11 protein-coding genes are annotated in these 21,384 nt (G+C 67.7%); 6 read left to right on the forward strand and 5 right to left on the reverse strand.

What is annotated here, in order from left to right; genetic code table 11:
* Positions 1–267: 267 nt before the first annotated feature.
* The gene (locus tag FHS02_RS09000; protein WP_229422555.1) at positions 268–3,900 is read right to left on the reverse strand and encodes a TonB-dependent receptor; all 3,633 of its coding nucleotides are present in this window, start codon (positions 3,898–3,900) and stop codon (positions 268–270) included.
* A gap of 336 nt (positions 3,901–4,236) precedes the next feature.
* On the opposite strand from FHS02_RS09000, the gene FHS02_RS09005 reads away from it, so the two are divergent.
* The 3 genes from FHS02_RS09005 to FHS02_RS09015 are packed head-to-tail and all read left to right on the forward strand — an operon-like array spanning position 4,237 to position 9,700.
* Entirely contained in the window at positions 4,237–4,827 is a 591-nt protein-coding gene (locus FHS02_RS09005) for an RNA polymerase sigma factor (RefSeq protein WP_137313111.1), read from the forward strand.
* Positions 4,820–5,836, forward strand: coding sequence for a FecR family protein (locus tag FHS02_RS09010; RefSeq protein ID WP_137313112.1), 1,017 nt, complete (start codon positions 4,820–4,822; stop codon positions 5,834–5,836). The genes FHS02_RS09005 and FHS02_RS09010 overlap by 8 nt, the downstream gene beginning before the upstream one ends.
* A gap of 27 nt (positions 5,837–5,863) precedes the next feature.
* Positions 5,864–9,700, forward strand: a complete 3,837-nt coding sequence (locus FHS02_RS09015; RefSeq protein WP_137313113.1) for a TonB-dependent receptor — start codon at positions 5,864–5,866, stop codon at positions 9,698–9,700.
* Between the two features lie 85 nt (positions 9,701–9,785).
* On the opposite strand, the gene FHS02_RS09020 is transcribed toward FHS02_RS09015, so the two are convergent.
* Positions 9,786–10,172: a response regulator gene (locus tag FHS02_RS09020; RefSeq protein ID WP_137313114.1), complete on the reverse strand. Its 387-nt coding sequence runs from the start codon at positions 10,170–10,172 to the stop codon at positions 9,786–9,788.
* 141 nt (positions 10,173–10,313) lie between these two features.
* Complete coding sequence (locus tag FHS02_RS09025; RefSeq protein ID WP_137313115.1) at positions 10,314–11,327, reverse strand: SDR family oxidoreductase; 1,014 nt, start codon at positions 11,325–11,327, stop codon at positions 10,314–10,316.
* Positions 11,328–11,754: 427 nt separating this feature from the next.
* Between FHS02_RS09025 and FHS02_RS09030 the strand changes: the two genes are divergently transcribed.
* From FHS02_RS09030 to FHS02_RS09040, 3 genes are all read left to right on the forward strand, one after another.
* Positions 11,755–14,778, forward strand: a complete 3,024-nt coding sequence (locus tag FHS02_RS09030) for a TonB-dependent receptor (RefSeq protein ID WP_137313116.1) — start codon at positions 11,755–11,757, stop codon at positions 14,776–14,778.
* 302 nt (positions 14,779–15,080) lie between these two features.
* Positions 15,081–16,058, forward strand: coding sequence for an aldo/keto reductase (locus tag FHS02_RS09035; protein WP_137313117.1), 978 nt, complete (start codon positions 15,081–15,083; stop codon positions 16,056–16,058).
* A gap of 72 nt (positions 16,059–16,130) precedes the next feature.
* The gene (locus FHS02_RS09040) at positions 16,131–16,592 is read left to right on the forward strand and encodes a transcriptional repressor (protein WP_137313118.1); all 462 of its coding nucleotides are present in this window, start codon (positions 16,131–16,133) and stop codon (positions 16,590–16,592) included.
* A 269-nt stretch (positions 16,593–16,861) separates the two neighbouring features.
* Here FHS02_RS09040 and FHS02_RS09045 read toward each other — a convergent pair whose 3' ends face one another.
* Together FHS02_RS09045 and FHS02_RS09050 are read right to left on the reverse strand one after the other, a co-directional pair.
* On the reverse strand, positions 16,862–18,949 hold the full coding sequence (locus FHS02_RS09045) for a TonB-dependent receptor domain-containing protein (RefSeq protein WP_137313119.1): 2,088 nt from the start codon (positions 18,947–18,949) through the stop codon (positions 16,862–16,864).
* A gap of 131 nt (positions 18,950–19,080) precedes the next feature.
* Positions 19,081–21,192 carry a hybrid sensor histidine kinase/response regulator gene (locus FHS02_RS09050; protein WP_137313120.1) on the reverse strand — a complete coding sequence of 704 codons (2,112 nt, stop codon included), beginning with the start codon at positions 21,190–21,192 and terminating at the stop codon, positions 19,081–19,083.
* Between the last annotated feature and the right edge of the window lie 192 nt (positions 21,193–21,384).

A 21,384-nucleotide genomic window follows, 5' to 3' on the forward strand; every position in this document is an offset into this window, starting at 1 on the left:
CGGCAATAGTACGGGTCGTGAGCCCGCACGATCGCAGCCGGACGAACATCCGGCATCCCCACTTCCACATCGGACGACATCAGGGCTGGCGCGGCGGGCTGCGCCAGGCTCCTATTTTAACTCAATAGGAAGTTTTATTTCCGTATGGCATTAATTTATTTGCCGGGCCGGATGTCGAGTGGCGCGCAACATACACCGCTCATCCCCGCCCCGCCCGGCAAGTGCCCTCCCGTCCTCCTGCGGGACGCGGCATTGCAGTCCACGGTACTACAGTCCCCGGTACACCAGCCCCACGGTGACCCGCCGGCCCGCGTAGGCATAGTTCTGCAGGTACGGCGTGCCGTCGCTGTAGCCGGTCGAGGCGATGCTCCGGGTTTCCGTCTGGTTCGACAGGTTGCGGCCCTCGACGAACAGTTCCAGCTCGGGGCGCAATTTATACGAGATGCGCGCGTCGATGAAGCGGGTCGCATCGCGGATGTTCGCGGTGCCCGGATTCCACGGCAGCGACGTCGACGAGTTGACGTTGAAGGCCGGGTAGGAGTTCAGGCCCGTGCCGGTGGCGCCGCACGGGGCCGTGCAGCCGTAATACGCGGCGACCGCCTGCACGGCCACGCGGGCGGCCAGCTTGCCGTCGTCGTACCACAGCGCCAGGTTGTACGAGTACTTCGGCTCGCCCGATTGCGGCTGCGCCTGGCCCGTCAGCGGGTCGATCATCGCCTGGTCCATCGTCGACTTCTGGCGCGTGTAGTTGGCGTCCACGCCCGTGTAGCGCAGGTAGGAAGGCAGGAACGTGAAGGCGCTGCGGGTGCCGAACTCGACGCCGGTGCGGGTGGTCGGCAAGCCGTTCGTGTAGGTGGTGTAGTCGAACACGATGTCCGACAGCGGCTGGCCCGTCACCGGATTGACTTCGCCGGAGCCGGCGAACAGTGGCACGTCGAACACGCCGGTGGTCTTGCTGGCGCCGATGCGGCCTTCCTGGCGATAGGCGGCCAGGCTGAACATCGTGTCGGCGTTCGGGTACCACTCCAGCGACAGGTTCTGGTTGAAGTTGCTCTGCCCCTGCAGCGCCGGATTGCCGACCGTGTTGCAGCGCAGGCTGCCGTCGTCGCCCGCCACGTCGTCGGCATCGCGTTCGTCATAGGTGCAGGTACCCGATGCTAGCAGCCGCGACACCGGCGGCAGGGCTGCCGACTTGGCCGCGCTGTAGCGCGCCACCAGCTGGTTGGGAATGAGCCACAGGCCCACGTTGTAGCTGGGCAGGAAAATGTGGCTGGTGGCGTCGATCGCCGTGTTCTGCGTGACGGAACTGGTGACGATGCCGGCCGCCGCATCCGGATTGAGCGGATCGAACTGCGGCGTCTTTGTAATCACTCGGAACGTCATGCTGCCGGTGCCCTGCACCTTGCGGTGCACGTAGCGGTAGCCGAAGTTGCCGTCCACTTCCCAGCCGAACGGCAGCGCACGGCCGGTGAACGGGATGGTGTCGAAGCCGAAGTCCGTCATCAGGTAGAACGCCCTGGTATCCTCGCGCACCTTCGAGATCGGCTGCTGGTACACCTGGCCATCGCTGCCGGTGCACTCCTTGGTGCAGTGGTAGTCATAGTTCGGCATCTTGAGCAGCCCGATCACCTTCAGCACGTCGAGCTGGTTCCAGTTGTCCAGCGTGTTGCCGGGCCGGCCCGACGCGCCATTGAACAGCTTCGTGGCCGTGGCCGGATCGGTCATCGCGGCGCCCAGCAGGTTCTGGAAGTCCTGCATCGGCAGTACCCAGGTGCCCGACAGCGACGGCGCCGTGCCCGGCGTGTAGCCGTACTTGCACGCATTGGCGGTGCCGGCCGAACCCGGCGTGTCGGCGCAGCCGCGGATCACGCCGCGCACTTCGGTGCTGGGCACGGTGATCGCCGGGCTGTAGTCCGGCTGGCCGGCGGTGCCCTGCGCGGTGCGCACCGTATAGCCGCCGCCACCCCAGCTGTCGTTGCCGCTGCGGCGCAGGTTGAAGCCGGACTTCAGGTACTTGAAGACGGGAATCCTGTCCGACAGCGCATACGACAGGTCGAGCTTGGCGGTCTGTTCGTCGGTCTCGATCACGCGCGGGCTTTGCCATAGCAGGGTGCGGTCGGCGGTCACGTTCGGCATGGCCGGGTCGGTGCTGGCCACCGTCTGGTTGTAGTTGGCCGGATCGCCATTGTCGGGAATGCCGTTGGCGAAGTCGTAGCCCCAGGTGCCGTCCGGCCCCACCGAGGCGGTGGCCGGGCCGGCGTTGTTGAAACTGACCGACCAGCGCGCATTGGCGCGGCGGAAGTCCGATCGGGAAGCGCCCACCAGCAGTTCGGCCGTCAGGGCATCGCGCTTGAACGTGCCGCCGAACTGCAGGTACTTGGTGTTCACCTCCATCAGGTTGCGGATCTGGTCGGTGCCGGCGCCGCCGTTATCGAGCGAGAAGCTGGTCAGGTGGTGGCCCTTGTCGACCACCGCGGTGGCGGGGTTGAAGTTGACGGCCGCGCCCTGCACGATGCCGGTGCCGGAGGCGCCCAGGCCGTAGGTGTATGGCGACGTGTAGTTGCCGGTGCCCGGCGTGGCCGTGCGCACGCCATTGGCATCCACGTACGAGCCCGTGCCGTTCACGCTGACCTGGCCCAGGTTGTACGTCATGAAGTGATCGTCCACCGTGCGGCGGCTGTACGACCCCTTGGCATACACGGTGAGATAGTCGTTGACCTTGAAGTCGGTGCGCAGGTCGAGGCCCTTGCGCTCGTCGATCTGGCGCTTGACGAAGTAGCGCAGCAGCTGCGGGCTGTAGTCGTTCCACTGGTTCAGGCACGTCAGCAGCTCGTTGCCGCGGTGGTCGATGGCCCGGTTGACGTCGGCGGCCGCCAGGCCGGCCAGCGCACCCGACGCCTTGGTGAACTGCGGGAACGCGTTGAAGCATTCCTGCTTGCTCTGCGCGGCGGCGGCGCGCTGCAGCAGGTCCTGTGGCGTGGCGCCGGCGAAGACCACGCGGCCGCCGGCATCGCGCAGGGTCGTCGTCGGCTCGATCGACGCCGGGTTCGACATGTCCAGCGAACCGGGCTGGAACGTGAACGTCTTTTCCGGCGAGTTGTCGATGTCCACATAGCGGCCGTAGCCATTCTGGCCATTGCCCGAGGTCTGCATCTGGTGCGCCTCGTTGTCCAGTTTCTGGTAATTGGCGTTGACGACGATGCCCAGCCGCCCGCCGCCGAACTGGCGCGCACCCGTAAAGGACACGTCGGGCGTCCATTTCTCGTTCAGGCTGTGCTGGGTGCCCGAGGCGCGCACGGAAACGAACGGCTTCTTGAAATCGAGGCCGGTGCGGGTCTGGATGCGGATGCCGCCGCCCAGCGAGCCTTCCACCATGTCCGCCGTCTGGCCCTTGATCACGTCGACGCTCTTGATCAGGTCCGCCGACAGCGAACGGAATTCCACGCCGCGGCCGTCGCCGCCGCCGTTCAGGTCCGAACCGCCGGCCGACTGCACCGACATGCCGTCCAGCTCCACGCGCGTCAGGCTCGAGCCGTTGCCGCGCACCGACAGGCTGACGCCTTCGCCGTACTCGCCGCGGTCGATCGCCACGCCGGCCATCCGCGAGATCGCCTCGCCGATATTCCGGTCCGGCAGCGAGCCGACGTCTTCGGCGACGATCGAGTCCATCGCCGTCGACGCGTTCTTCTTGCGGTCGATCGACGACTGCTGCGAGCGGCGGGTGGAGACGACGACTTTCTGCACGTCGCCGGCGTCGGCCGCCTGGCCGGATGCGGTGTTCGCCGGCACGGGCGAGGCAGCCTGCTGGGCCAGCGCAGGGCCGGCCATCAGCGATGCCAGGGCCAGGGACACCGCGCGGGCGGCGATGGTGGGCTGGGGGAAGGCGCGTTTTACATGCATTTGTCGGTCTCCGGGGTTGTTGTGCACGGCAGCTGTGGCACTGCCTCACCCGGTTGACGAACCCCGCGAAAGATTCCCGCCGCCCCCTGCGCAAACAATCGCGCAACGTGATCGTTTCGCCGGCTTGCGGCAAATTAGTCACGGTTTCGCGCAAGCCGCGGTTGAGAACCCCCGCTGAACCGTGTATACATGCACACACTATTGATATGCCGCAGCACTAAGAAGCGGCAGCACGGTCGCAACGAGCGGACGGAGGAGATGCATGGATCGGAGCAGACAGCAGCAAGGCGCCGGCGGAAAGCCGCGCGCCGTTCGTCATCCTGGTGGGAGGGTCGCATGATCGCGCCCCTGGATCCCGCCATCGTCGCCTGGGTCAGCGCCCACGTGATTCCCTATGAAGCGGAGTTGCGGCTGCGCCTGCGGCGGCTGTGCAACAGCGATGCCGAAGTGGACGACCTGGTGCAGGACGTCTACTTCCGCATTTTGAACATGGCATCGGTGCAGCACGTGCTGGAGCCGCGGGCGTTCCTGATGCAGATCGCCAAGAACATCCTGGTGGACAGGTTTCGCCGCGACGCCATCGTCCACATCGAGGCGGTGGCCAGCCTGGAACAGCTGGACGTGGCCGATCCCGGGCCGTCGCCGGAACGGGTGGCGCTGGCCCGGGCGGAACTGAAGTGGGTACTGGGCCTGGTCGCCAACCTGCCGGAGCGCTGCCGGCGCGTGTTCAGCGCACGCAAGATCGACGGCCTGTCGCAGCAGGAAACGGCGCAGCGCCTGGAGATCTCGGAAAACGTGGTGGAGAAGGAAATGATGCGAGGACTGAAACTGGTGGCGGAGATGGTGGCGCGTGTCGGCGTCGAGGGTGGCGCGGCCGCCGGCCAGGCCGGACAGCCGCGCCGCGCCGCGCGAAAGCACAATGTCTAGCATCGACGACGCGGCACTGGAATGGGTGGCCCGCGAGGCGGCCGGCCCGCTGGACGCCGCCGCGCAGGCCGCCTTCGAAGCGTGGTACCTGGCCAACCCCAGGCACCAGGGCGCCTACCTGCGTGCCCGGGCCATCGCCCACTCGCTGGACGGGATCACCGTGCAGGCCAGCCTGAAGCCGCAAGTGGCCTACGCGCCGGACCCGGCTCCGCTTGCGGATGCAAACGTTGCCACGGCGGCGAACGATGAGGCCGCGGACGTCGCCAGGCCGGCGCGCAGCCGCCGCGCCTTCGTGTTCGGCGGCGCACTGGCCGCCGGCATGGCGGCGATCGCCGTCACGTCGCTGGCGCCGGACCTGCTGGGCCGCGTCACGTATGAAACGGCGCGCGGCGAGTTCCGCAAGGTGCGGCTGGCCGACCGCTCGACGATCAGCATCAACAGCGCCAGCCAGGTGGAAGTGCGGCTGACCGACGCCCAGCGCCGCATCGCGCTGGTCCACGGCGAGGCCTGGTTCGACGTGGCCAGGGACAAGACCCGGCCGTTCGTCGTGGAGGCGGGCGACGCGCGGGTGCGCGCCGTCGGCACCGCCTTCTCGGTGCGGCGCCACGCCGAAGGCGCCGAAGTGCTGGTGACGGAGGGCGTGGTCGAGGTGTGGGCGGATGGCAGCACGGCGGCGCACCGCCGGGTCGCTGCCGGCGAGCTGGCGCTGGTACCCGCCGACGGCAGCGCTCCGCGCATCGGCACGAATCCCGGCGAGGTGGCGCGCCGGCTGGCCTGGCGCGAGGGCAAGCTGGTGTTCGAGAACCAGCCGCTGGGCGACGCCGTGGCCGAGTTCAACCGCTACAACACGCGGCAGATCGTAGTGGCCGATCCGGCCCTGCGGCGCAAGCCGCTGGTGGGCCATTACCGGATCGACCAGCCGGAGGAATTCGCCAACGACGTGCATGCATTGCTGAACGTGCCGGTGGCCATTCGCGCCGATGCGATCCAGATCGGCGCGGCGCGCTGACGCGGGCGCCGGACGCACCCCACTCCGATGACGTTGCGCAGCCTGATGTTCGCGGCGGTGGCGGCGATTGCGCTGCCCCGCCCCGCCATGGCGACCGCCCTGCCGCTGGCGCTGCCGGCCGGCCCGGCCGCCGTGACGATGCCGGAATTTGCCCGGCAGGCCAACCTGCGCCTGCTGGCCAGCGGCGACGACCTGGCCGGCGTGCGCACCGGCGCCGTGCACGGCACGTTCACGCCGCGGCAGGCGCTCGACCGGCTGCTCGCCGGTACCGGCCTGGTGGCCACGCTGAACACCAATGGCACGGTACTGGTCAGGCGCGCGCCGCTGCCGGCCACACCCGCCCCACCACCGGCCCCACCGCCCGCCCTGCCCCGCCCGGCCGAACCGCCGCCGGCAGCGCCGCCGGCCCGGGTGAAGATCGTCGGCACCCGCGCCGCCGAGCGGGACTCGATCCTGCACAAGAAGAATGCCGCCACGGCGGTGGACGTGATCAAGGCCGACGAGGTGGGCGCCTTCCCCGACCGCAACGTGGCCGAGGCGATTTCACGCGTGGCCGGCGTGACGCTCGACCGCGGCGACTACGGCGAAGGCACCACGATCAACGTGCGCGCCAATACGGCCGAACTGGTACGGGTGGAGATCGACGGCCTCGGCGTGCAGGCGGCGGGCGGCACGGACCTGAACAACGGCGGCTCGGGGCGCGGCGTCGACCTGCGCGAGCTGTCCACGGACCTGATCAAGAGCATCGAGGTGGTCAAGGGCTCCACCGTCGACATGACCGAAGGCTCGCTGGGCGGCGGAGTGCTGATCCGCACCCGCTCGGGCCTGGATTTCGACAAACGCTACGTGGCGCTGCGCGCCGCCGCGCAGCGGAACTCGATCAACGGGCGCACCGCCCCGAACCTGAATTTCATCTTTGCCGACCGGTTTCTCGACAGGCGCCTGGGCGTGGTGCTGAACCTCACCCGCGCCGCGGCATATAACGAGAACCACACCGCCCTGTATTCGGCCTACAACCTGGGTACCGTTCGCCCGCTCGATGTCGACGGTTCGCCGGACAAGACGTTTTCCTTCAATCCGGCGACCGTCAACCTCGCCGATCCGGCGGCGACGGCGCCGCTGGCGCGCTGGGAACGCACCGGCGGCGGCACCTTCGATGCACTGAGCCCGCTGGAGATCGTGCAGCGCTCGGCGGCGGCGCACAGCAAGGCCGATTGCCGCGCAGCCTTCCCGCAATACACGGCGGCCGAACTGGCCGCGATCGCCAGCCGCGCCCACCAGGCCACGGCGCAAAGCCAGCGCGCCAACGAGTTCATTACCTGCCTGAACCAGTGGAACGACTACACGCCGCAGCAGGTGCGCTACCTGGTGCGCCGCGAATACGACGAGCGGCTGTACGGCGACCTGCGCGTCGACTTCAAGGTCGGCGACCGGCTGTCGCTGTACGCGAAGTTCAACCGCAACACGCGCAAGATCGACGACGAGCAGTCGTTCTTCGCGCTGGGGAACATCAGCGCCAATCCGGCCGGCCGCTACACCGACAGCGGTACCGCGCCGGCGATCACGCGCAGCCCGGCACCCGGGTCGAACACCTGGTTCTATCCATCGCCCGTCAACCTGGGCGCCAGCGCCACGGCCTGGCGCGGCATGACGGACGGCTCGGTGGCCAACATTGTGCCCGGCTCGGTCGTCGTCGATGCCAACCACCACCTGCTGCGGTACACGCTGACCGATGTCTCCGCCAACGTCGACCAGATCTACGACCGGATCGAGAGCTCGTCGCAGTACGCGCAGTTCGGCGGCACCTGGCGTTCCGGCCCGTTCCGCGCCGAGTTCCTGTACGGGCACGCCGCGTCGGATGCCTGGCGCATGCAATGGCGCACCAACTTCGGTTTCACGTACGGATCGGCAACCCTGTCCGTGGCGCCGAACGGCATGTGGACGCACGCGCTGCCGCCCGGCGCGACGTACGACCAGAAGAACTACGCCAACTACGGCATGCTGAACGACCCGGCCGATCCGGGGGCGCCGCGCACGTCGGGCGCCACGCAGCTGACGATGGCCAACCCGCGCATCATGGAACGGCGCGAGGACACGACGCGGCTGGACATGACTTACGCCTCCGCGGGGCGCATCCCGTTCGTCAGCCGCTTCAAGTTCGGCTTGCAGGGCCGCGACTACCGCACCGCGAACTGGTCCGGTGCCGGCTATACGGTGCGGCCGGCCACGGCAACGTCGCCGGCCGTCGTCGTGCCATGGGCGCAGGTACGGGGCAATTTCCAGGCCTGCGAGGACACGGCCGGATCGCTGGCCGGGGGCGGCCGGCCGTGCCAGTACGGCATCCACTACGGCAGCGACCCCGCCACGGCGTTTACCGGTTCGATCGTGATGACGCAGGCGCAGTACCGCGGCATCGTGGCGCAGGCGCTGACGAACGATTCGATCCGCTACCTGCACGGTGCCCGCGACATCCCGGACGGCATTGTGGCGGGCTGGACCGGGATCGACGTGCGCAAGGTGATCGAACTGACCGGCGTGCAGCATTTCAATCTCGATTGCGTGAAGACGTGCCGCGGCAGCGACGGCAACGTGTACGAGCAGCCGAAGACCGCGGTCGGCGAGCGCGTACTGGCCGGTTACCTGAGCGGCGACTTCACCATCGACCGGGTGCCGTGGACGGCGCTCGCGCTGCCGCTCGGTTCCACGATCGAAGGCAACTTCGGCTGGCGCGTGGTAAGGACCGACGTTGCCGGCACCGGCCTGATGACGCTCCAGTCGGTGACGAAGACCGCGGCCTGGGATCCGGACACTCCCGGCGCCGCCGCCGGCATCGTGCAGCAGGCCGCGGCCCGCAACACGACGCTGCGCAGCGGCAGCACGGACGTGATGCCGATCCTGAACGTGGCGTGGTGGACGGCCGGCAACCGGCTGGCCGTGCGCTACCACCGCGCCAAGGCGATCGCCCGGCCGCCGGTGCAGTACCTGTACAGCAACAACGTCACCTGCAGCTACGACGAGCGCCGTCTCGACGCGGCGCTGGAACAGGACATGACGTGCGACGGCACGCTGGGCAATCCGGGGTTGCGGTCACTCAGCAGCCGCAACCAGAACCTGTCCGTCGAGTGGTATCCGGACCGGGACACGGTGCTGTCGCTGGCCGGCTTCCGCCAGCGCGGGCTGAGCGGCGCGCCGATGCGGGTGGCCGTCTACGCGGCGCAGCCGTTCGCCGGCTCCGGCATCGCCGATCCGGGCACCGGCGCCGACCTGTCGGCGCTGCGCTATGCGTACGCCACGTACGTGAACGGCCCGTCGACGGCGCGCAACGGCATCGAGTTGAGCGGCAAGACCGCATTCACGTGGCTGCCTTGGCTGCTGCGCCATACAGGCCTGGATGCGAACTACACGCGGATGCGCTCGAAGGTGCTGGGCCAGCCGATCCGCGACCTGCTGACCGGTACCGCCCTCGGCCCCCAGCGCGAATTGCGCTATACGTGGAACGCCTCGCTGTGGTACGACGACGGCAGGCTGCAGGCGCGCCTGGCGGTGCAGAGCGCCGCCGGTTCGTTCCGCGAGCTGCCGGCCGGCGCCAACCACTACCCCGCCGTCGGCGTGGACAGCGCGCCGGCGCTGCCGTTCAACCCGGCGACGCCCACCTTCAACAGCGCCACGCGCTTCGTCGATGCCCGCATTGCGTGGCGCCTGACGCGCAACGTGGAGCTGTTCGCCGAGGGCCGCAACATCGGGCGCGCCGGCGAATCGACCTCCCATGGCAGCTACGCGCCGTACGCGGACGGCCGCCCGAACCTGGTCGATCATGCGTATGCGGGCACGCAGTACCTGTTCGGGATCGTGTTCCGCAACTGAGGGGCAATGAGGGAAGTGGTGGAACCGAGGGCGGCCGGGGGCCAACGGGAAGCAGCCATGCGGCAGCCTGCGCGGCGAGCCGTGTTCAGCCCGCGTCCAGCGCGCCGATCAGCGCCGGCAGGGGCGCCGGTTTCGTCAGGTGCAGGTTGAAGCCCGATGCGGCCGTCCGGGCGCGCGCCTCGGCATCGCCCCAGGCCGTGAGCGCGATGATGCGCAGGCCGGTGAATCCGGGGGTGGCGCGCAGTACCTGCGCCACCTGGTAGCCGTCCATGCCGGGCATGCCGAGATCGAGCAGCACGACATCGGGCTGGAACGCGTGCACCGCCTGCAGCGCGCTGGCACCGCTGAAGGCGACATCGACCTCGTAGCCCGACAGGCGCATCAGTTCGGCCAACAGTTCCGCCGCGTCGCAGTTATCGTCGACTATCAGAATGCGCCGCGCGGCGCCACGTCCGTTGCTGAAATTGCCCATCCCGCCTGCCGATTATTGTTCGTGCACCTCGACCATGAACGTTACTCCTTATCGGCAGGAAACTTGTAGGACGGCATCCCGACACGGTGTGGGAATGAAGCGCGGAACAATCTCATGAATCGCAACAACAAATCAAGCCGCTCAGCCCGTCGTCCGGCCGCGCGATCGCAGCAACAGCCAGGTGGCACATCCCAGTGCGCCCAGCACCGCCAGCTTGCGCTCCGGATAGTGCTCGACGTGACGGGTGTACCAGCTGTACGGCAGGGATTCGTCGGTCCAGGCGCCGGTGACGGAACCGGTGCCGGGCGTGGGCTGGAACAGGTTGTCGTAGCCATTGTCCGGCTTGTCCGTTTTCTGCGTCCTGAACATCAGGCCGCCCGCCACCATCAGCTTGTCCAGCAAGGCCGGGCTGATTTTTTGCAGGAGTGCGACCAGTGCGCCCTGCCCGCCGACGATGATGTCGCGCCGCGCGTGCTCCGCCGCGAACAGCACGGATTCGGCGACCGCCTCGGGCGCATAGACGGGAGGCACGGGGCGCGGCTGTACGCCGAGCCGGGACCGCGAATTCAGGAACAGCGGCGTATCGATGAAGCTCGGCATCACCATGGTCAGCTGGACCGGCATTTTCTCGTGCATCAGTTCCATCCGCAGTGCTTCCGTGAACCCGGCGATGCCGTGCTTGGCGGCGACGTACGGCGCGTGCAGGGGTGCGGCGCGCAGCGAGACGATCGACGCCACATTGATGATCGTGCCTTGCCGCTGGCGGCGCATCGGCGCCAGCGCCGCCTTCATGCCGTAGATATACCCCATCAGGTCGACCTGGATGATGCGTTCGATTTCCTCGATCGTCATGTCGGCCACCGGCGCGTGCTCGTTGATGCCGGCGTTATTGACCCACGTATCGATGCGCCCGAACCGCGCGATCGCCGTATCGGCGAGACGGGCCACCTGCTGCCACTGCGACACATCGCCTGGAACCACCAGCGCCCGCCCGCCCAGGCGCTCGACGTCACGCGCCACCTGCTCCAGCGCGACCTCGTTGCGGGCAGCCAGCACCAGGCAAGCCTGCCGGCGTGCGAATGCCAACGCGACGGCGCGCCCGATGCCGCTCGATGCTCCGGTGATCACGACAACTTGCTGTTCGATCGGTTTCATGACAAAGCCTTTCGGATCTCGTGTAAATGGGTTTTCTGCTCGGCGTCATGGTTGCCGACTTTGCGCGCCGGTGCAAATGACGCGTCAATGGTGCACTGCACAACCCGATGCCGTGGTGCACGAACCACCGTTGGCCGACGCACCGCACGGGTTTCGGCGACGAACTGAATGCGGGAAGATGTTTGCGCAACCAAAAAATGTTAGATCATCAAAACTTGCACTTGGCAAGCGGCTGTTCAGCGGGAATGACTGAACTACAACGCCGAACGAATCTCCATTGCCGATGCCGCCGAGTTGGTCTACATTCGGTCCTGGACAGGTGAAAACGGTTTCAACACAGGATCCGTTCCCTCATCCGCCTGCATGTTATGCATCACTGAGTGCACGCATGCAGGATACATATATATAAAAAACACAGGAGACAAAAGTGAGAAACCTTCAGAAGACGGCAATCGCCATTGCCGTGACTCAACTCGCCATCTGGTCGCACGGCGCCGCAACGGCGCAGGAAGTTAGCGCTAACGAAAACCAGTCCACCGCCAGCAGCGCTGCCGTCGTCGTCGTCAGCGGGCAGCGCGCTGCCCTGCAGTCGGCACAGAAACTTAAACAGGATGCGGACGAGGTGGTCGACTCGATCGTTGCCGAGGATATCGGCAAGCTGCCCGACCGTTCCGTGACCGAAATCCTCAGCCGCGTGGTCGGCGTGACGATGGACCGCAGCATGAGCAACGACCCGCAGCATTACGCGGTCGAGGGCTCCGGCATCGCCATCCGCGGCCTGACCTATGTGCGTTCCGAACTGAACGGCCGCGAATCGTTCTCCGCCAACGGCGGCCGCTCGCTCAGCTTCACGGACGTGCCGCCGGAACTGATGGCCGGCGTCGACGTCTACAAGAACCCGTCCGCCGAGCAGACCGAGGGCGGCGTCTCCGGCCTGGTCAACCTGCGCACGGCGATGCCGTTCGACTTCAAGGGATTCAAGGGCGCGGTGTCCGGTTCGTACACCTACTCGGACCTGCGCAAGGGCAAGGCCCAGCCGACCGGTTCGCTGCTGCTGTCGGACCGCTGGAATACCCGCTTCGGCGAATTCGGTGCGCTGATCGACCTGGCCTCGTCGATCAGCCACACCCGCACGGACGAGATGTTCATCGAAGCCTATTACCCGAATGCGAACGTGGATCCCAGCCGTACCGTCTGGGTGCCGCGCGGCGCCCAGTGGCGCTCGATGAACTGGGAACGCGACCGCAAGGGCCAGTACGCGGCCTTCCAGTGGCGGCCGAACCGCGACATCACCGCGGCGCTGACCTACTTCCAGTCGAAGTACAAGGAGGGCTGGTCCGAGCAGGCGCTGCTGTCGCAGGAAACCGGCGATCGCCCGTACGGCATCCAGGTGGAGAACGGCGTGTTCGACAAGAACGGCGCCTTCATTTCGGGCGTGATCTCGAATCCGGCCAACGGCGGCATCAACCTGAACTCGGACCGCCGCGTGTCCGACCGCCGCTCGGCGACGCGCGACCTGGCGCTGAACCTGAAATGGCGTATTTCGCCGGCATGGAGCGCGACGACCGACTTCCAGGTGGTGCGCGCCAGCACGCAAGCGCTCGATTCCGACGTGGCCACCGGCATCCGGATGCAGAAGGAAACCCTGGATTTGTCCGGCGACGTGCCGAAGATCACGTTCGACGCCGACGACGTCAGGTACCTGTCCGACCCGGCGAATTACTACTGGGCCTACACGATGGAGCACAAGGACCGCTCCAAGGCCGAGAGCAAGGCGTGGAAGACGGACGTCCGGTACGACTTCGACCACCCGGTGCTGCGCGACGTGCGCTTCGGCGTGCGGCTGCAGAACCGCAATTCGCGCAACCAGAACACCAACCCGAGCTACAACTGGCAGGCGATCAGCCAGCCGTGGATGCTGGGCTGGCAGGTCGACCGCCTGGCCACGCTGGACGATCCGAAGTTCGCCGGCGGCGCCACGCTGCGCAGCTTCAACAACTTCTTCGGCGGCGACGTGCAGGTGCCGGCGATCATGTTCCCGGACGACGCGGTGGCCCGCGGCTACCCGGACAGCTATGCCAAGCTGCATACCTACCACGACATCCTGTGCGCCGAGAAGGGCACCACCTGCACGCCGTGGCCGGCAGCCACCTTCGACAACGATCCGGCCGGCACCAACTTCCAGGAAGAAAAGACCCGCGCCTTCTATACGCAGCTGCGCTTCGGCTGGGACAACCTGAAGTATCCGGTCGACGGCAACATCGGCGTGCGCTACGTGAAGACGAAGTCTACGGCGTACGGCTACACGACCTACAACCCGACGATTCCGACGTTCGAGGATGCCGCCGCCGTCCTGGAACGCAACAAGATCGCCAACATCACGCCGTTCGCCACCCGCCGCGACTACGAGAACGATTACCACAACTGGCTGCCCAGCCTGAACCTGCGGCTGAAGTACAGCGACCAGCTGCAGTTCCGCGCGGCGATCGCCCGCTCGATGTCGCGGCCGGATTTCTCGCAGATGAAGGCCTACACCCCGCTGTCGCAGTCGATCACCACCGTCACGGATGAGGCGAGCAATATCGTGACGGTCACCAACACGTCGCTGACCGGCGCCGCCGACGGCAATCCGAACCTGCGCCCGACCACCGGCACGTCGGTCGACGTGACGGCCGAGTGGTACTTCGCCAAGGCCGGCTCGGTGACGCTCGCGCTCTTCAACAAGGACCTGAAGAACATCATCGTCAACCAGATGTACAACTACGAAGTGCAGGACGTGAACGGCCAGACGCAGCGTTTCGCGGTGACCGGTCCGGTGAACGGCGCGCATGGCTACGCGCGCGGCTTCGAACTGGCCTACCAGCAGTACTACGACTGGCTGCCGGGTTACCTGAAAGGCCTGGGCGTGCAGGCCAGCTTCACGTACGTGGACAGCAGCCGCAAGCTGGACAACCCGGTGTTCTCGGAATACTGCTCGGGCAACGCGGATGCGAACAACCTGAACCTGTACATCAACGGCTGCGACACCGATGGCCGCACCTTCGGCAACATGCCGCTGCAGGGCCTGTCGAAGCGCACCATCAACTTCGCGCTGATGTACGAGCGCGGTCCGGTGTCGGCGCGGGTGGCCTACAACTGGCGCTCGCGCTACCTGGCCGGCGTGAACCAGTGGGGCACGCGCGACACCAACGGCAAGGACACCAATCCGGCCAGCCCGACGTACGGCCAGAACAACGTGGCCTGGGGCCTGCCGCTGTGGCAGGAAAACTATGGCCAGGTGGACGCCTCGGTGTTCTACAACGTGACGGAGAAATTCCGTATCGGCCTGGAAGCGCAGAACCTGAACGACGCCACGTCCAAGCAGACCATGCAGCAGCACGCCGGCACGTTCGGCCACGCATGGTTCGTGACCGGCCCGCGGTATACGGTCCAGGCGAACTACTCGTTCTGATGTGACCGCACCATCGGCGCGCTGGCAGCCTTTATCCTGGCTGCCGGCCGCCGAACACCGGTGTCCGACACCATTTCCGGGGTGATTCATCCGGAAATGGCGTCGGACACCGGTTTTTGTTCCAATTGTGGTGTCAAGGAGTGATGGCATGCATGCCATCACCGCTTGGCAGGCGCGGAGCATGCTCCGCGAAACCCCTGCCAAGCCACCGGTTTTTTTACGCCAACAATGTAAACGCGCGGACAGATGAACGGCTTTTTACTATCATGTGCCGCAGCGTATTCAACGAACAAGGAACAGCAATGCAAACACGAAAACTCGCCGACCTCACCATCCCCGAAATCGGCCTGGGCTGCTGGCAGCTGGGCGGCGGCTGGCGCGACGACTGGGATGACGCCATCGCGCAGCAGACCCTGAACACCGCCTATGACGCCGGCGTGCGCTTCATCGATACGGCCGACGTCTATGGCGACGGCGCCAGCGAACGCTCGATCGGCACCTTCCTCGCCAGCCACCGCGACCCGTCGCTGGTCGTGGCCACGAAGCTTGGCCGTGCCGGGATCTACCCTGATGGCTACACGCGCGAGTCGCTGCGCGACGCCACGCTGCGCTCGATCGAGCGGCTCGGCGTGGAAGCGCTGGACCTGACGCAGCTGCACTGCGTGCCGACCGATGTGCTGCGCCAGGGCCATGTCTTCGAATGGCTGCGCGAACTGCAGCAGGAAGGCCTGATCCGCCGCTGGGGCGCCAGCGTGGAATCGGTGGAGGAAGGCCTGATCTGCCTGGAACAGCAGGGACTGGCGTCGCTGCAGGTGATCTTCAACATCTTCCGCCAAAAGCCGGCCGAGGAACTGCTGCCCCGCGCCCATGCGCAGGGCGTCGGCATCATCGTGCGGCTGCCGCTGGCCAGCGGGCTGCTGGGCGGGAAGATCACCCGCGAGACCGTGTTCCGCCAGGACGACCACCGCCACTTCAACCGCGACGGCCAGCATTTCAATGTCGGCGAAACGTTCGCCGGCCTGGAACTGGAACGGGGCATCGCCGCCGCCGAGCAGGTCGCCGCGCTGGTGCCGCCAGGCCTGACGATGGCGCAGGCGGCACTGCGCTGGATCCTCGATCACGAAGCCGTCTCCGTCGTGATCCCGGGCGCCAGTTCGCCTGCGCAGGTATCGGCCAACGTGGCCGCCGCGGGCGTCGCGCCGCTGCCGGCCACGCTGCGCGCCGCCCTGGCCCAGGTCTACGTGCAGCACGTGCGCGACCACATCCGCGGACCTTATTGAACCGGCCCGCGCGGCGCGTGCGCTGACGGCCCGGGATATGGGATAATGGCGTTTTACCCGATACGCATCGCCATGGAACGCTCAACCCGCCAGCGCACCGCGATTCGCGCGGCGATCGAAGCCGCCGCCCGTCCGCTCAGCCCCCAGGAAATCCTCGATGCCGTCCGTGTGACGGTGCCCGAGATCGGCATCGCGACCATCTACCGCAACCTGAAGCTGCTGCTGGGCGAAGCCGAGATCCAGGCCGTCACGCTGCCGGGCGAAAATCCCCGCTACGAAACCGCGCACCTGGCGCATCATCATCACCACCATTTCCACTGCGTGCCGTGCGACCGCGTGTTCGAGGTCGAGGGTTGCCCCGGCCGGATGGACGACCTGGCACCCGCCGGCTTCGTCATCGACCGCCATGAGCTGACGCTGTACGGCGAATGCGCCGAGTGCGCCGCGAAAGGCAAGGCCAAGGCCCGCGCCAAGGCGGCGCCGGAAGCAGCGGCGGCTGCGGCCACGCGGCCGGCTCGCGCCCACAAACACTGATCCACCGGAACTTCCACCGACGCCGCCTGCCGGCGGTCCGTGCCGTAAGCCTGCGGCCGAGCCCGTGTCCCGGTGCCAGGCACGGTGACACAGGCTCAGCCACGGTCACACGACAAAACCTGCGGCTGAGCCCGTGTCCCGGTGCCAGGCACGGTGACACGGGCTCAGCAACGGTGACACGACAAAACCTGCGGCTGAGCTCGTGTCCCGGTGCCAGGCAGCCGGGCCATGGCCCGGCAACACGGGCTGAGCCATGGCCAGAACAATGGTCAGAACGATACGCGCAGCCCGGCCGTGAGGTTGCGGCCCGGCAGCGGCGCGGCAGCCTTGATGAATGACGTGTGGCTGTACGCCAGTTCGTCGGTGACGTTGTTCAGCCGCGCGTACAGCTGCGCCGGCAGCCCGGCGATGCGCACGTTGTAGTGCGTGCCCAGGTTCAGCATGTTGTACCCGGACGTGCGGCCTTCATACGTTGCGGTGTCGTCCTGCGTGGCCACCCGGTAGGCTTCCACCATGCCGTGCCAGCCCTGCCATTCGCCATCCAGGCGGGCGCCGAGCCGGCCGGCCGGGATGCGCGGGATGTTGCCGCCGCCGTCGCGCAGCCTGGCGCGCACGTAGTCACCGAACAGCGTGGCCTGCAGGCTGGCCGACAGTTCCTGGCGCAGCTCCCCTTCGATACCGGTGAACGTGGCATCCTGCTGCGCGTATTCGACCAGCTGGAAGCCTTCATGGTTGTCCAGCGTGCGCGCATAGATGTAGTTGTCGATGCGGTTGTGGAAGGCGCTCAGCGAGAACGTGGTCGGGCCGGCGAACTTGCGCAGCGTGATGTCGACATTGTTCGACGTTTCCTTCGTCAGGTTCTCGTTGCCGATCTCCCACGTGCTGGTGGCCAGGTGGATGCCGTCGGCGTACAGCTCCTCGGCGCCCGGCAGGCGGTGGCTGCGCGAGATCGCCGCGCGCAGCGAATACTGCGGCGCGAATTTCCATACCGCGCCCAGCGCCAGCGACGTGCCGCGCGCATCGCGGTCGCGCTCGCGGGTACCCTCGACCTCGATATCCTGCCACTCGTGTCGCAGGGCGGCCTCGAAGCGCCAGGCATCCAGGCGGTACTCCTCGGTCACGAACGCGGCATGCTTCTTCGTCAGCGTGGCGGGCACGTAGGCTTCTTCGCCCAGCGCCGCGAAGTCGCGCCGCGTGGTCTGCAGGCCGACCACCCCGCGCCAGCCGGCCACCGGTTTGTGCTCCAGTTCCAGCCGCGCGTCATGGGCCTTGCTGGTGAAGGTCGTCGCCACTTCGGTGCCCTCGATCTCGGCGTGCCGGTAATCGGTGTACGACGCGCGCACGCGCACTTTCGAGAAGCCGGCCAGCGGGTCGCGGTATTCGCCGCGCACGTCCCAGCGGTCGCTGTCCAGTTTCACGTATGGCACGGCGCCTTCCTCCTCGTGGCCGTGATCGTGGCCGCCCTCCTCTTCCTCCTCGTGTTCGCCGCAGTGCAGGTGGTCGCCGTGCGGATGGCAGCCTTCGAACTCGTGGGCATGGCCGGGAATGCCATACTCGGTGCGCTCCTTCGTATAGGCCGCGCCGAGGTAGCCGCGCTCACCGATCCACGACACCCCGACGGTACCGGTCTCCGATTCCTTGAAACTGCCGTTGACGCGGCGGCTTTCCGCCCAGTCCTTGCCGACACGGTAGTCGCCCGCATCGCGCTTCGCGCCCTCGGCATGGAACGCCACACTGCCCGCCGCCGCCGTCATCTCGAACGCGCCCGCCTTTTCGCGCGCGGCCGAACTGGCACGCAGCTCGGCACTGCCCTCGACAGCCTTCGAAGGCAGCGCCGTCGGGATCTTCCGGTCGATGATGTTGACCACGCCGCCGACCGCGCCGCCGCCGTAGGCCAGCGCCGACGGGCCGCGCAGCACTTCGATGCGCTCGGCCAGCAGCGGTTCGAACGCCACCGCGTGGTCCGGACTGATCGTCGACGCATCCTGCACTTCGGCGCCATCGGCGAGGATTTTTACGCGCGGGCCGTCCATGCCGCGGATCACGGGCCGGCTGGCGCCCGCGCCGAAGTGGCTCGACGTGATGCCCGGCAGGCGCCCCAGCGTTTCGCCCAGGGTCGACTCGCGCACGCGCACCAGTTCGTCGCCGGACAGCGTGGTGGCCGGCGTGATCATGTCGTCGGACAGTACGCCGAGCGCGCTGGCCGAGACCAGCACGGTGGGAATGCTGTCCGGATCGCCGCCGTGACGCTCGCCGGCCCCTTGGGAAGCCTGGGCATACGCGCCGGACGCGGCGCAGAACGTGGAACCGAAGGCCAGCGCGATGGCCAGCGCGAGCGGGGTGCGTTTGTCGTACATGGGATACGGTCCTTGCAATGGGTGAAAGATTCCTCTAATTATAATGAGAATTCATTATCGTTAAAAGAGGGAATCGTCCATCGTCACATCGTCCGAGGGTCCCGAGCGGGCCGGCCGGGCCGGTCAGCCCTTCAGGCCGCGGCCAGTACCGCGCTCACTTCGGCCGGCACGGCCGGCTTCAGCAGGTGATGGTCGAAACCGGCGGCGCGGCTGCGCTCGCGGTCCTCGGCTGCACCCCAGCCGGTCAGCGCGGCCAGCCGGACGGACTGCATGCCGGGCAGCCCGCGCAGGCACCGCGCGGTCTCGTAGCCATCCATGCCGGGCATGCCGATATCGAGGAAGGCCACGTCGGGGTGGAACGCGGCGGCCAGTTCCAGCGCCCCGGCGCCATCGGCGGCGACACGCGTATCGTGGCCGCCCAGCGCCAGCAGGTCGGCCAGCGAACGCGCGGCGTCCACGTTATCGTCCGCGATCAGGATGCGCAGCGGCCTGCCAGCCGCCGGAGCGGGCAACGGTGGCGCCGGCGCCGCATCCGCCGCCGGCTGCAGCGCGTCCGCGAGCGGCAGCCGGATCGTGAACGTGCTGCCATGGCCGGGACCCGCGCTGGCAGCGGTGGCGGTGCCGCCGTGCAGCGCCACCAGGCGCCGCACCAGCGACAGGCCGATACCGAGCCCGCCGTTCGACCGCTCGGTGTGCCGGGCAACCTGGGTGAACATGTCGAACACGGCATCGAGCGATTCCGGCGGAATGCCGATGCCGTTGTCGGACACCGAGACCACGGCGGTGCCCTCCTCCACCCGCGCGGCGACGCGAATCCTGCCGTTGCGCGGCGTGTACTTGGCCGCATTGGTCAGCAGGTTGCCGATCACCTGGCTGATGCGGACCGGGTCCGCGTCGACCGGCAGCGGCGCGTCCGGCATGTCCACGGCCAGGTCGTGCCCGGCCGCCCCGATGGCCGGCATGGCGCCCTCGATCGCGGCCGACACGATGCGCTTCAGGTCCGCCAGCTCCCTGTGCAGCACGATCTTCCCGCTGGATACGCGGGCGATGTCGAGCAGGTCGTCGATCAGGTGCGTCATGTGGCTCAGCTGCCGGTCCATCATGCCGCCCACCCTGGCCACCTGTTCGCGGCCGCCGTCGCCCAGGCGCAGCAGTTCCAGGCCGTTGCGGATCGGCGCCAGCGGATTGCGCAACTCGTGCGCCAGCACGGCCAGGAACTCGGACTTGTGGCGGTCCGCCTCGCGCAGCGCCTCGGTCGAGCGGACCCGTTCGATATGGGCCCAGCAGCGCTCGACCACCGCCTCCACCAGGGCCAGTTCCTCGGCCGTCCAGCCACGCGGGTGCGCCTGGTGCACGGCCATCATCGCCACCAGGCGGCCGCCCTTGACGAGCGGGCAGCAGATGATCGCCTTGATGCCGATGCTGTTGAACATGCCGTCGCCATCGCCCGGCGCCAGCTCGCGGTCGACGTCGCTGATGACGAGCGTGCGGCCGATGCGCAGGTTCGACGTCGCCTGCGAGCCGAACAGGTCGAGCGAGTACACGCCCGTGGTACTGATCGCGCCCGGCACGCGCCAGTCGTGCCGGATCGTGAAGCGGTCGTTGTCCGCCTCCAGGTCGGCATAGGCAACGCGCGTCACGCCGAGGTGCTCGCCCAGCAGGCGCGTGGCTTCTTCCATGATGGCGCGCGGTTCGCTGGCCACGCGGGTGGCTTCGCCGATCTCGTCGAGCAGCCGCAGTCGCTCCATCGCATCGTCGCGCTCGCGGCGCGCCGCCACCCTGGCCGTGGTTTCCAGGCAGGTCACCAGCAGGCCGGCGATTTCCGCGGCCCGCCCTTCATCGGCGTGGATCGGACTGGTGAAGAACGTCACATGGACCGGCTCGGGGTAGCCGTTGCGATGGAAGACGAACGGCTGGTCTTCCACCGCGCCGGTGGCGTGGCCGCGCAGCGCATCGTCGAGCATCGGGCCGACCGGGCCGGCCAGTTCGGGCCACACGGCGCGGAACGGCTGGCCCATCACGCCGTCGTGCGCCCGCGCGCCCAGCAATGTGCGATAGCCGTCGTTGAACAGCAGGCGCAGTTCCGGGCCCCACATCACGCACATCGGCTGCCGCGAATGCAGCACCATGCCGGCCGCCGTGCGCAGCGCCGACGGCCATGCCGCGGCCGCGCCGAACGGAGTTGCCGCCCAGTCGAACGCGTCGTCGATGACAGGAGCTGGAACGGAACGGGGGTCGGGCATGGCTGAGAGCTACGTGGCGCGGCATGCCGCAAAGGCGCACGATACCATGCCGCGCAACAACGCGTCGCCCTGTCCGGGACAACTGCGCCTGGCAGTGCACGCGGCTGCCGCAGGTGTCGGACACCGGCTTCATGGTGTCGGACACCGGTGTTCAATGTGCGACGTAGTGGAAAACTGCCGTAGTTGAAAACC

It is taken from the genome of Pseudoduganella umbonata (assembly GCF_014192225.1).
GTDB lineage: Bacteria > Pseudomonadota > Gammaproteobacteria > Burkholderiales > Burkholderiaceae_D > Rugamonas > Rugamonas umbonata.